The organism is Mesorhizobium sp. M7A.F.Ca.MR.362.00.0.0 (genome assembly GCF_004023175.1).
Lineage (GTDB): Bacteria > Pseudomonadota > Alphaproteobacteria > Rhizobiales > Rhizobiaceae > Mesorhizobium.
In genome coordinates this window covers 1-12,750 of sequence record NZ_RZTF01000170.1, presented here as the reverse complement: position 1 = coordinate 12,750, position 12,750 = coordinate 1, and the positions used below count along the sequence as shown (strand labels likewise).

The 12,750-nt window shown below is 63.5% G+C and carries 10 protein-coding genes; 1 reads left to right on the top strand and 9 read right to left on the bottom strand.

Annotated elements, in window-relative coordinates; genetic code table 11:
- Both EOC06_RS20255 and EOC06_RS20250 read right to left on the bottom strand, forming a co-directional pair.
- The coding region (locus EOC06_RS20255) for a transglutaminase family protein (protein WP_164898669.1) at positions 1-1,867 on the bottom strand (1,867 nt) is incomplete at its 3' end.
- A 112-nt stretch (positions 1,868-1,979) separates the two neighbouring features.
- Entirely contained in the window at positions 1,980-3,176 is a 1,197-nt protein-coding gene (locus EOC06_RS20250) for an acyl-CoA dehydrogenase (RefSeq protein ID WP_127257792.1), read from the bottom strand.
- A 137-nt stretch (positions 3,177-3,313) separates the two neighbouring features.
- Between EOC06_RS20250 and EOC06_RS20245 the strand changes: the two genes are divergently transcribed.
- Complete coding sequence (locus EOC06_RS20245; protein WP_128308615.1) at positions 3,314-4,225, top strand: LysR family transcriptional regulator; 912 nt, start codon at positions 3,314-3,316, stop codon at positions 4,223-4,225.
- Here the strand turns inward: EOC06_RS20245 and EOC06_RS20240 are convergent, their stop codons facing one another.
- From EOC06_RS20240 to EOC06_RS20210, 7 genes are all read right to left on the bottom strand, one after another.
- On the bottom strand, positions 4,226-6,553 hold the full coding sequence (locus EOC06_RS20240) for a Tex family protein (RefSeq protein ID WP_128308614.1): 2,328 nt from the start codon (positions 6,551-6,553) through the stop codon (positions 4,226-4,228).
- Between the two features lie 127 nt (positions 6,554-6,680).
- Positions 6,681-7,862 carry a serine hydrolase gene (locus EOC06_RS20235; protein WP_128308613.1) on the bottom strand — a complete coding sequence of 394 codons (1,182 nt, stop codon included), beginning with the start codon at positions 7,860-7,862 and terminating at the stop codon, positions 6,681-6,683.
- A 37-nt stretch (positions 7,863-7,899) separates the two neighbouring features.
- On the bottom strand, positions 7,900-9,096 hold the full coding sequence (locus tag EOC06_RS20230; protein ID WP_128308612.1) for a serine hydrolase: 1,197 nt from the start codon (positions 9,094-9,096) through the stop codon (positions 7,900-7,902).
- 236 nt (positions 9,097-9,332) lie between these two features.
- On the bottom strand, positions 9,333-10,367 hold the full coding sequence (locus EOC06_RS20225; RefSeq protein WP_127268195.1) for an extracellular solute-binding protein: 1,035 nt from the start codon (positions 10,365-10,367) through the stop codon (positions 9,333-9,335).
- Between the two features lie 28 nt (positions 10,368-10,395).
- On the bottom strand, positions 10,396-11,199 hold the full coding sequence (locus tag EOC06_RS20220; RefSeq protein ID WP_127268194.1) for an ABC transporter permease: 804 nt from the start codon (positions 11,197-11,199) through the stop codon (positions 10,396-10,398).
- The gene (locus tag EOC06_RS20215) at positions 11,192-12,112 is read right to left on the bottom strand and encodes an ABC transporter permease (RefSeq protein ID WP_127268193.1); all 921 of its coding nucleotides are present in this window, start codon (positions 12,110-12,112) and stop codon (positions 11,192-11,194) included. Before EOC06_RS20215 ends, EOC06_RS20220 begins: the two co-directional genes overlap by 8 nt.
- Positions 12,112-12,750 (bottom strand): ABC transporter ATP-binding protein (locus EOC06_RS20210; RefSeq protein WP_164898668.1); only part of this gene is annotated, 639 nt, incomplete at its 5' end. The genes EOC06_RS20210 and EOC06_RS20215, both read right to left, overlap by 1 nt.

Sequence of the window (12,750 nt, the reverse complement as noted above, 5' to 3'; positions counted from 1 at the left end):
GCTCGACCGAAAGCGCGGTGCGCACCGCGCCGCCGATCTCGGTGATCTCTTGTTCGACCCGGTCCTGCTGGCCGGTCGCAGCGGTGAACGATGCCGCTTGCTGGCGGCGCGCCATCTCGTCGGCACCTTCCAGTTCAGCCGGAGCCGCCGAGGGCAGGATGGCTTCACGCGCGGGCAGCGGTCCGCGTGGCAGCGACGGATCGACCGGCACGATGTAGGGGAATTGCTCCGGCGGCACATAGGGCAACGTGCCGAGTGGCAGGCGGTAGCCGACGGGTGAATCGCCGGGTACCAGGAACAGCCGGCCGCGCCGCGTCTTCCATTTTTCCGAGCGCCAGCGCGGATCCGATGCCTGGCTGTTCCAACGCTGGACAGGGAGCACATAGCCGGACGGTTTGGTCAGCCCGCGTTCGAACACTTTCGCCATGCGGCTGCGTTCTTCCGGATCCTCCAGCCTGGAGTTGGACGGATCGACATTGTCGGGCAGCTTGCCTTCCTTGAGCAGCCATTCGGCCGGATCCTCATAGGCTTCGCTGACCATGGTCTTGTCGATGCCGAGTTCGCCGGCAATCGCGGTGAGCAGGCTTTCGGCCTGCTTCGGGCCGATATCGGCCTCGCTCTTTTCGCGTGCGATCAGGGACGGATCGCTCCACACTGGCTGGCCGTCGGCACGCCAGTAGAGCGAAAAGGTCCAGCGCGGCAGGCTTTCGCCCGGATACCATTTGCCCTGGCCGTAGTGGAGAAAGCCGCCGGGCGCGAAGCGCTCGCGCAGTTTACGGATCAGTTCGTCCGCCTTTTCGCGCTTGGTGGGACCGACGGCGGCGGTGTTCCACTCGGCCGACTCGAAATCGTCGATCGACACGAAGGTCGGCTCGCCGCCCATGGTCAGCCGCACGTCCCCGGCCGCGAGAGCGGCATCGACCTTGTTGCCCAACGCATCGAGAGCCTGCCAGCTTTCGTCCGAGAACGGCTTGGTGATGCGCGGATGTTCGGCGATGCGGTCGACCCGCATCTCGAAGCCGAATTCGACATTGGCGAAGCTTGCCAAGCCGGAAATGGGAGCCGCGTTGCGGAAATGCGGCGTCGCCGCCAGCGGCACATGGCTTTCGCCGGTGAGCAGGCCAGAGGTCGGATCGAAGCCGATCCAGCCGGCGCCGGGAAGATAGACCTCGCACCAGGCATGCAGATCGGTGAAGTCTATCGCCGTTCCCGGCGGACCGTCGAGTGCTACCAGATCGGGCTTCAGCTGGACCAGGTAGCCGGAAACGAAGCGCGCGGCGATGCCGAGGTTGCGCAGGATCTGCACCAGCAGCCAGCTCGAATCCCGGCACGACCCTTTTTTCGCGGCCAAGGTCTCTTCCGGCGAGAACACGCCGGTTTCCATCCGCACGATATAGGCGATCTCGCGCTGCAGCCGAGCATTGAGGTCGACGAGGAAATTGACAGTATTGGGGGCGCTGCGATCAATGGTGTTCAGCAGCGCCGACAGCAGCGGTCCCGCCGGTTCCGGCGTGCGATAGATGGCGAGATCGTCGCGGATTTCTTCCGGATACTCGAATGGAAACGCCTCGGCCGACGGCTCGACGAAGAAATCGAACGGATTGTAGACCGTCATGTCGGCGACGAGGTCGACCTCGATCTTCAACTCCGTCACCGGCTCCGGAAACACGAAGCGGGCTAGGAAGTTGCCGTAGGGGTCCTGCTGCAGATTGACGAAGTGGTTGGCCGGCTCGACCTTGAGCGAATGGCTCAGCACCTTGGTGCGGGAATGCGGCGCCGGCTGCAGCCTGATGATCTGGGGCCCGAGAACCACCGGCCGGTCGTACTTGTAGTGGGTCAGGTGGTAGACAGCTGCCAGAATTGCCATGGAGCCCCGGAATTCAGCGTTTCAAACGATTTCGCTGAACCCTGACACATCTGGCGACCATTCTCCAAGCAGAGATGTTGCGGTGCACCTAATTAAAGCAACGGTTGCCGGCTCAGAAAAACGCCTGTATCCCCGTCTGCGCCCTTCCCAGGATCAGCGCATGCACGTCATGCGTGCCTTCATAGGTGTTGACCGTCTCCAGATTCTGCGCGTGGCGCATGACGTGGTAGCCGATCTGGATGCCGTTGCCGCCATGCATGTCGCGGGCCTGGCGGGCGATGTCGAGCGCCTTGCCGCAATTGTTGCGCTTGACGATCGAGATCATTTCCGGCGCCATCTTGCCTTCATCCAGCAGCCGCCCGACGCGCAAGGACGCCTGCAGCCCAAGCGCGATCTCGGTCTGCATATCCGCCAGCTTCTTCTGGTAGAGCTGCGTGCCGGCCAGCGGCTTGCCGAACTGCTTGCGATCGAGACCGTATTGGCGGGCGCGGTGCCAGCAATCCTCGGCGGCGCCCATCGAGCCCCAGGAAATGCCGAAGCGAGCCCGGTTGAGGCAGCCGAACGGTCCGCCAAGGCCTTTTGCGTTGGGCAGCAGCGCGTCTTCGCCGACCTCGACGCCTTCCATCACCACCTCGCCGGTGATCGACGCCCTCAGCGACAGCTTGCCGCCGATCTTCGGCGCCGAAAGCCCCTTCATGCCCTTTTCCAGCACGAAGCCACGGATCTCGTCCTTGCCGTTCTCGCCCTTCAGCTTCGCCCAGACGACGAACACGTCGGCGACCGGCGCGTTGGAAATCCACATCTTCGAACCGGACAGCTTGTAGCCGTTGGCTGTCCTCTCGGCGCGTGTCTTCATGCCGCCCGGGTCGGAGCCGGCATCCGGCTCGGTCAGGCCAAAACAGCCGATCCACTCGCCGCTGGCAAGCTTGGGCAGGTACTTCCTGCGCTGTTCGTCCGAGCCATAGGCGTAGATCGGGTACATCACCAGCGACGACTGCACTGACATCATCGAGCGATAACCCGAGTCGACACGTTCAACTTCCCGCGCGACCAGCCCATAGGTGACGTAGTTCGCGCCAAGCCCGCCGAATTCCTCGGGGATGTTGATGCCGAGCAGGCCGGCCTCGCCCATTTCCCGGAAGATCGCGGTATCGAAAGTTTCGTTGAGGTAGGCGTCCTCGATCCGCGGCGCCAGCTTGTCGGCGGCGAAGGCGGCCGCGCCGTCGCGCACCATGCGCTCGTCTTCCGAAAGCTGGCCCTCGATCAGGAACGGATCTTCCCAGACGAATGCGTTCTTGTCGGCGGCCATCGCGTTCTCCCAAACCAATGCATGTCGCTCAAAACGATGACATGCATGAAGCAAAATGTTGGCCCGTTCTATCGGCCTGCGCCTCGAAAAAATCAAACGAAATTGATTCACCGATCAATGAGCTCTAGGAATGGGTCATGAGTGTCCAACGCCGCCTTTTGCCCAACATAAGCGCCCTTGCCGCCTTCGAGGCTGTGGCCCGGCTGGGCAGTTTCACCGCTGCCGCCCAGGAGCTCGATTTGACCCAGGGCGCAGTCAGCCGGCAGATCAGATCGCTTGAGGACCAATTCGGCCGCCGGCTGTTCGAACGCGACAGCCGCAATGTCAGGCTGTCGACATCGGGCGAAATCTACGCCGAGGCGGTGCGTTCGGCACTTGGCCAGTTGCGTGACGCAGCCCTTGGATTGATGAGCAATCGGCATAGTGGCATCCTGAACCTGGCTATTCTGCCGACCTTCGGCACGCGCTGGCTGATGCCGATGATCCCCGATTTCGTAGAAAACAATCCCGATATCACCATCAATTTCGTCACCCGCGTCGGCCGCTTCGACTTCGCCAGGGAGAGGCTGGATGCCGCCATCCACTATGGCCTGCCGGACTGGCCTGAGGCCGACTCGACACTGTTGGTGCGCGAAACCGTGGCGCCGGTCGTGTCGCCCGAATTCCTTGCCGGCCGCGCCATCGCCTCACCGGCCGATGTCGGCCGCCTGCCGCTGCTGCACATGGCGACGCGTCCTGGCGCCTGGGCCGAATGGTTCGAGCATCAGGGCCTGAGCGCGCCGACCGGACCGGGCATGCAGTTCGAGCAGTTCGGCACCGCCGCCCAGGCCTGCATGGCGGGGCTCGGCGTGGCGCTGCTGCCGCTGATCCTCATTGCAGGCGAACTGCAGCGCGGCCAGCTGGTGCCGGCGCCAGGCCGGCCCATGCAAAGCCGCAGCGCCTACTATCTCGTCGTCCCACACGACAAGCGCGGCCATCCGCCGGTCGCCAGTTTTCGCGACTGGCTGCTGGGCCAGGTCGAGAAGGAGCCGGCCGTTCTGGCGTGGTAGCTACTTTCGCTTCAGCGCATCCGCCAAGGCAGCACCGAATGCGCCTTGCTGTGCCGGCCGCTCCGGCTGGCGTTGCTGCGGTGCCGGCGAACGTGGTGCCGGCCTGCCGCCACCATTGTCGCGTGGCCCGCCACGCGGTGCGCCACCCTCGCCGCCATCCTTGCGCATGGAAAGCGCGATGCGCTTGCGCTTGATGTCGACGTCGACGACCCGCACCTTGACCACATCGCCGGCCTTCACGACCTCATGCGCGTCCTTGATGAACCGGTCGGCCAGTTGCGAGACATGCACCAGCCCGTCCTGATGCACTCCGATATCGACAAAGGCGCCGAAGGCGGCCACATTGGTGACCGTGCCTTCAAGCAGCATGCCGGGCTTCAGATCCTTGATGTCGTCGATGCCGTCGGCGAAGGTCGCCGTCTTGAAGCCTGGGCGCGGGTCGCGGCCGGGCTTTTCCAGCTCCGCCAGGATGTCGCGCACCGTCGGCAGGCCGAAACGCTCGTCGACGAAGACGCGCGGGTCGAGTGCCTTCAGCGCGGCACTATCGCCCATCAGCGACCGCACATCGCGCCCGCAGGCGGCGACGATCTTCTTCGCCACGCCATAGGCCTCCGGATGCACCGACGAGGCATCGAGCGGCTCGCTGCCATTGGCGATGCGCAGGAAGCCGGCGGATTGTTCGAAGGCCCGCGGTCCGAGCCGCGGCACCTTGAGCAGATCCTTCCGGCTGGCGAACGGCCCGGTCGCATCGCGATGCGCAACGATCGCGTCGGCCAGAGACGCGCCGAGACCTGAAACGCGCGCCAGCAGCGGCGCCGAGGCGGTGTTGAGGTCGACGCCAACGGCGTTGACCGCGTCCTCGACCACCGCTTCCAGCGAGCGGCCGAGACGGTACTGGTCGACATCGTGCTGGTACTGGCCGACGCCAATCGATTTGGGTTCGATCTTGACCAGTTCGGCCAACGGATCCTGCAGGCGCCGGGCGATCGACACCGCGCCGCGCAGCGATACGTCGAGGCCGGGGAATTCCGCCGCCGCCGTCGCCGATGCCGAATAGACCGAGGCGCCGGCCTCGCTGACGATCACCTTCAGGGGCTTCGGACCACCATCCGCCGGCATGTCGGACAGCATGTCGGCGACCAGCTTTTCCGTCTCGCGGCTGCCGGTGCCGTTGCCGATCGAAATCAGCTCGACCTTGTGCAGCCGGATGAGCTTGGCGAGCTCCGCCTGCGTGCCGCGCACATCGTTCCTGGGCGGGAACGGGTAGACGGTCGTCGTGGTCAGCACCTTGCCAGTGCCGTCGACCACCGCCACCTTGACGCCGGTGCGGATGCCGGGGTCGAGCCCCATAGTGGCGCGCGAACCGGCGGGCGCCGCCAGCAGCAAATCCTTGAGGTTACGGGCGAACACATGGATCGCCTCTTCCTCGGCCCGCTCGCGCAGATCGCGCATCAAATCGAGAGTCAGGTGCAGCGACAGTTTTATCCGCCAGGTCCAGCCCGCCACCTCCACCAGCCAGCGGTCACCCGGCAGGCTGCCTCCGATGGCATAGGCATTGGCTATCATCCGCTCGACCGGCTTCACCGGCGACGTATCATCGGCATCGACCTCGATGTCGAGCGACAGCACTTCCTCGTTGCGGCCACGCAGCATCGCCAGCGCGCGATGGCTCGGCACATTTGCCCAGCGCTCGACATGGTCGAAATAGTCGGAGAATTTCGCACCGGCTTCCTGCTTGCCGTCGACCACCCTGGCGCGCATGAAGGCGCGCTCCTTCATGTAGCTGCGCAATTTTCCGACCAGATCGGCATTCTCGGCGAATTGTTCCGACAGGATGTCGCGCGCCCCTTCGAGCGCTGCCTTGGTATCGGCCACCTCTTCGCTGACATAGACCAGCGCCAGTTCGGCAGGCAGCAATGAGCGGTTCGCCAGGATGGCTTCGGCCAGCGGCCCCAGCCCGCGCTCCCTGGCGATCTCGGCCTTGGTCCGGCGCTTGGGCTTGTAGGGCAGGTAGATGTCCTCAAGTTCCGCCTTGGTGCTGGCGGCGACGATCTTGCCTTCAAGCTCCTCGGTCAGCTTGCCCTGTTCGCGGATCGAGCCAAGGATGGTGTCGCGACGCGCATCGAGTTCGCGCAGATAGGCAAGGCGTTCGGCAAGATCGCGCAATTGCGTGTCGTCGAGCCCGCCGGTGACTTCCTTGCGGTAGCGCGCCACGAACGGCACTGTCGCGCCCTCATCGAGCAGTTCGATCGCCGCGGCCGCCTGTTCGGGCCGCGCGCTGATCTCGGCCGCGATGATGGCTGCAATGCGCTTGATGTCGGATGCCATGTCGTACCTGCTCTCGTCCAAAGAGCGGCGACCATAGGCGCAGACGTCCGGTCCGCCAACCGCCGCGTTTCCATGAGCCCGGCGGGTCCACAGGAAAGCGCGCGCTAATGTGGCGGCCAGGCGAGGATCAGACCATCCGGCTCAGCGCCTCGAAGAAGGCGACGATTTCGACATCGAGCGGATCGTCGACCGGCTCGGGCTGCGACGACATCTTGGCGATCACCACTTCGGTCCTGGGATCGACATACAGCCACTGGCCATGAATGCCGATGCCGCAATAGGCGCCGTTCGGCAAGCCCGTCTGGTACCATTTGTTGCGATAGCGGCCCTTCGGGAACAGCGGCTGCATCGCGCCGCGCTGCCAAGCGTCGGAACTGCCGCCGCTAGCAACCGTATCGCGCACCCAGGCTTCCGGCACGATGCGGCGGCCATTGGCCACCCCGCCTTGCCGCATCATCTCGCCAACACGCGCCAGGTCGCGCGGCGTCACCGAAATACCGCCGGCCGTGCGCGCCGTGCCTTCCATGTCGACGCCGATCGAGGCTTCGCTGACAGCGCCGAGCGGCAGCCACAGCTTCTCGCGCATCAGGTCGGTGAACCGCTGGCCCGACGCGCGCTCGAGCAGCAGTCCGAGCAGGTCGGAATTCGGCGAGCGGTAGCGGAAGGTCTGGCCATGCGGCTCTGCAAGGCGTTGCAAGGTCAAAATGAATTCGCGCAGGCTCTCCGTGCCGCCGCCCGGATTCCACAGCGTGGCGCGACGATAGCGGGCGAAAGCGCTCTCCGGATCGAGATAGGCCTCCTCGAAATCGAGGCTGACGCTCATGTCGAGCACATGCCGCACGCTCGCATCGCCATAGGCAGAGCCGGCGGCTTCAGGGATGTAGGCCGTCACCGGCGCTTCCGGGTCGAATACGCCCTCGCCTTCCAGAATGCCGGCAATGATGGCGGTCAGCGACTTGCTGATCGAAAAGATGATGTGGCGGGCGCCGAAATCCATATGCGGGGCGAACCAGTCGCCGACGATCTTGCCGTCTTTCATCACCGTCAGTGCGTCGGTGCTCGAACGCGCGAGAAATTCAGCCACTGTCTCCGATGTGCCGGCGATCGCGACCTTTTCGCCGAGCAGGCCGCCCATATCGCGCACGGGGGTTTCGACAACGCCCGACGTCGCCGCCACGCGGGCGGTCGGCACCAGTTCGCCGAGGTTCTGGAACGACCACCGGTTGAAGGGGTACTCGCGCCAGTTGGCGAGCACCACCTGGTTGCGCCGGAAGCCATAGCGGGTCTCGAACACGGTCTTGCCGGTCATGGCGTTTCCTTCCGGGTCGTTTCTTCTTTGTGGGGGCTCAGCGAAGTGCCGTGGCGATAGCGTGCACGGCCTTCAGCGTCGCTATGGAATAGGCACCATTGGCGAAATCCGGCCAGGTCGAAAGCTTCACCACGACCATTCCGGTGTTCCAGTCGATATGGATCATCTGACCGAACACGCCGCGGCACATCAGTGCGCGCGAGCGCGGATCCTCGATCCAGAACTGGTTGCGATAGCTGCCCTCCGGCAGGCTGGGGCTGAAGTCCGGCCCATGCCTGCCGTTGCGCGTCGCCTCGACCCAGCCGGCCGGCACGACGCCGCCACCATTGTCGAGGATCAGCTGGCCGAAGCGGCCATAGTCGCGCAGCGTCGCGTTGAAGCCACCGTCGGCCACCGCATAGCCGGCGCTATCGACCGTGAAGCAGGCGCTTTCATCAGCGCCGAGCTTTTGCCAGAGTTCTTCCGAAACTACCTGCGGCAGCCGTTTGCCCGTCACCCGCTCCATGATGAAGGCAAGCACGTCGGTCTCGATCGAGCGGTATTCGAATTGAGCCCCGTGCGGGCGGATCGTGTCCTTCAAGCCGAGGATCAGCTCGAACATGTGCGAGGGCCAACGAAAGGCCGGATCGCTGTCCGGCGGCACCGGCTTCCAGCCGGTGGCGACATCGACCTGGCCGATGTCGGAATAGCGGTCGGTATATTCCTCTGAGAAACGGACGCCGCTGGTCATGTCCAGCACATGCTGGACGCTGGCGCCGGTCCAGCCGGTAACGCCGAGTTCCGGCAGGTAATCTGTTACCAGTCTGGCCGGATCGATCAGGCCGCGCCCGACCAGTATGCCGAACACCGAACCGGTAACGGACTTCGCCATCGACTGCGACAAGTGCAGCGTGCGCTCATCCATGCCGTTGAAATAGCGCTCATAGGCGACCTTGCCGTCCTTGAGCACCAGAAAGCCGTCCGTATAGGTCTCGTCGAGCAACCCGGCGAGCGTCGTCGGCATGCCCTCGCTGTCCTCGACCGCCAGCCCCTCGAGATCAACCTCGGCGCGTTCGAAGCGGTGGCGATGGCCATTGCCGCGCCAGACTTCGGCGGTCGGCAGAATTTCACGGATGTGCTGGAACGCCCAGCGGTTCCACGGCGGCCGGTCCCAGTCGAGCTTCGGCGGTACCATGGCGGGCGGCGAGCCCTGCATGATCGGCGGCCGCGCGTCGCTGTTGCGGTATGACTGCATGAAAATCCCCTGCCGCCGCATGCCGCTCTTCAGTTCACTTGAATGAGGGCGGTCTGCACAGCGGACGAAAAAGCCCCCGATTGGGCCTTTCGAGTGACGAACGCCCGACGCCATGGCGAAGAGCAATGCCGGCAGGCCAGGTGAGGGGCGGCGCGAACGCTGCGAATTCAGCGCTACCCCTCATACGGCCCTTGACCCGCCGTCTTCCAACTCGCGCGGAAGAAGGCGGAGTGCCGCTATTTCTGAACGTCCGTCCAGATGCGCGTGTAGAGTTGCTGCACCTCGGGCGAGCAAGGGGTGAGGAACTCCCCCGCTTTCTCCAGTTCTGGCGGTACCACCAGTTCGGGCGCATCCTTCATGTCGGCTGGCAAGAATGCCTGCGAGCCCTTGATGCCATTGGCATATTTGGCGAAGGCGGAGATCATGGCGGCGTTCTCGGGATCCATGATGAAGTTCATGAACAGCTTGGCGTTGTCGACATTCTTGGCATCCTTGAGGATGGCAACACTGTCCATGAAAAAGGGGAAGCCCTCCTTCGGGTAGCCGAACTTGATGTCGGGGTTCTTGATGCGCGAGCGCATGATGGCGCCGTTCCAGTAGTAGACGGCCGAATAGTCGCCGGCCGGTAGCTTATCGGTCACGCTATAATCCATGGCCAGCCATTTCGGCTTGGCCTCCACCAGCTTGTCGCGCACTTTCTTGAGCAATTCCTTGTCGTCCGTGCACCAGTTGCCGCCCAGATACTTGATGGTGGCGAACAGCACGTCGTTCATTTCCGGCGCGACATTGATCTTGCCAACCAGTTCCTTCGGCGGATCGAGGAAGATGGCCGAGGTGTTGATGTCGCCGTCATAGACCTTTGTGTTGACGCCGATGCCGGTCACGCCCCACTGCCACGGAACCGTATAATGACGGCCCGGATCCCAGGGAACGTTCACCCAGCGCTCGTCGACATTCTTGAAGTTCTCCATCTGGTCGGGCCGGGCCTCAAGCAGAAGCCCTTCCTTCACCCAGATCGGCACGTAGTTGGCCGACGGCACCACAATGTCGAAGCCATGACCACCGGCGCGTACCTTTGCTAGCGCGGTGTCGTTGGAGTCGTAGTCGGTGGTCGTCACCTTGACCTTATAGGTATCCTCGAACTTCTTGATCATCTCGGGGCTAGTGTAGTCGCCCCAATTAAAGATGCTGAGTTCGCCTTCCGCATACGCGCTGCCCGCAAAGGCAAACATTGCGAATACCGCCGTGGCAGCCGTGGTCTTCCATTTCATTGCTATTCTCCCGTTTGGCAATCGTTGGTTATGGCTTGCGCCTATTGACGAAGTAGAACACGGTTACGAGCACCACCGACAGCGCAAGAAATACCGTGGCGATCGCATTGATTTCCGGGCTCGTTTCGCGCCGCAACTGGCCGAGCATGTAGGTGGGCAGCGTATCCTGGCCGCCGGACTTGACGAATTCGGTGATGACCACATCGTCGAGCGAAATGACGAAGGCGAGCATGAAGCCCGCGATGATGGCCGGCCTCAAGAGCGGCAGCGTCACGAAACGGAAGGCTTTCCAGGGCGTGGCGTATAGGTCGGCGGCTGCGCGCTCCAGCGTCAGGTCCATGCTGTCCAGCCGCGCCCGGATCGGCAGGTAAGCGAACGGGATGCAGAAGGCGGTGTGGGCGGCGATCAGGTAACCGAGTCCTGAGTAACCGGTCCAGACCTTGATGCGCGAGAACACGATCAGGAGCGCGACGCCGGTGACTATCTCCGGCACCATCAGCGGCTGGTTGATGAAGGCGTATTTGAAGGTAAGGCCGGGATAGGGCCGCGTGCGGGTCGTGGCCAGAGCAGCCATGGTGGCGGCGATCGTCGACAGCGCGGCGGCCGAGACTGCCAGCACGAGCGAGCGGACGGAGGCGTCCTGCACAGCCGAATTGTGCCAGGCCGAAATAAACCAGCGCAGTGAGACGCCATCCCAGCGCGAAAGCGAATCCGCCGTGTTGAACGAATAGGTGACGAGCGCCGCGATCGGCAGATAGAGCGCGAAGAAGGTCAGAAGCGCCATGAACCCGAAGCCGGGTTGCGCCTGGATGTCGAACGGACGCTTAGCCATGGGCTCCCTCCGACCGGGATGCGTTGCGCACGTAGAACAGGAGCGCGATCATCACCAGCACCATGAGCGTAATTGAGATGGCCGCGCCAAGCGGCCAGTTACGGCCCGCGCCGAACTGCAGTTCGATCAGGTTGCCGAGCATCATGTTCTTGCCGCCGCCCAGCACCCGCGGAATGACATAGGCGCCAAGCGAGGGAATGAAGACCAGTATCGAGCCGGCTATGACGCCGGGCTTGATCAACGGGAAGACGATGCGGCGCAGAACCTGCCAGCGACCGGCGTAAAGGTCATATCCGGCCTCGACCAGCCGGAAGTCGAGCTTCTCCATCGAGGCGTAGATCGGCAGCACCATCAAAGGTAGGTAGACATAGATCATGCCGAGCAAGATGGCCGCGTCGGTATTCATGATCTGCAGCGGTTGCTTGATGATGCCGAGCGCCATCAGCGCCGTGTTGACCAGCCCTTCGTTGCGGATCACCTGCTGCATGGCGAAGGTGCGGATCAGGAGATTAGTCCAGAACGGAATGGTGACGAGGAAAACCCAGACCTCGCGCGTCTTCGGCGGTCGCGTGGCGATGAAATAGGCTGTGGGGAAGCCGAAGAACAACGTCAGCACGGTGGTGTAGAACGACAGGCTTATCGAACGCCAGAAGATCGACAAATGCGCATCGGCGAAGGCCAGAGTGTCGTCGAAGATGTCGCGCTGCAACAGCACCGACAGCCAGCCATCGGTGGAGAATTTCCACACCACGCCGCCATAGGGCCCCGGCGTCAGGAAGGAATAGATCACGACGATCAGCAGCGGGCCGGACGCCGCCAGGAAGATGATGATCAGTGCCGGCGCCGACAGCACCCACCGATCGCGGATATCTCTGCGTTCAGCTTCCTTGGCGACTTCTTCCGCGCTCGCCATCAGTCCCTCACCACTTGCGCGGCGTCATTGCCGATCACGATGCCGACCTTGTCGCCGCGCTCGAAGCCGCAGCCCGCGCTGCGCGTGTTCTGCTGGCGCACGGTGAAGACCTCGCCGCTGTCGAGCCGCACATATATATGAGTGTCGGTGCCGAAATAGACGATGTTGTCGACAGTGCCGGACAATTCGCCCTTGTCCTTGGTCAGCTTGGCATGCTCGGGCCTCACCACCACAGTGGCGTTGTCCTTCGGCTGGAAGCCCTCGGCAACGGTCGCCTCGATGGTCGCGCCGGATTTGAGTGTGGCGCGCGCCTTGCCATTGCCGATGTTCGAGACCGCGGCGGTGAGAAAGTTGGTTTCACCGATAAAGTCGGCGACGAAGCGCTCCGCCGGCTTGTCGTAGATGTCCCACGGCGAGCCGACCTGCAGGATCTTGCCCGCCGACATCACCGCAATGCGATCCGACATCGTCAGCGCTTCTTCCTGGTCATGGGTGACGAAGATGAAGGTGATGCCGGTCTCATGCTGCAGTCGTTTCAATTCGATCTGCATGTCCTTGCGCAGCTTGAAGTCGAGCGCCGACAGCGGTTCGTCGAGCAACAGCACCTTCGGCTGCGGCGCCAGCGCCCGCGCCAGAGC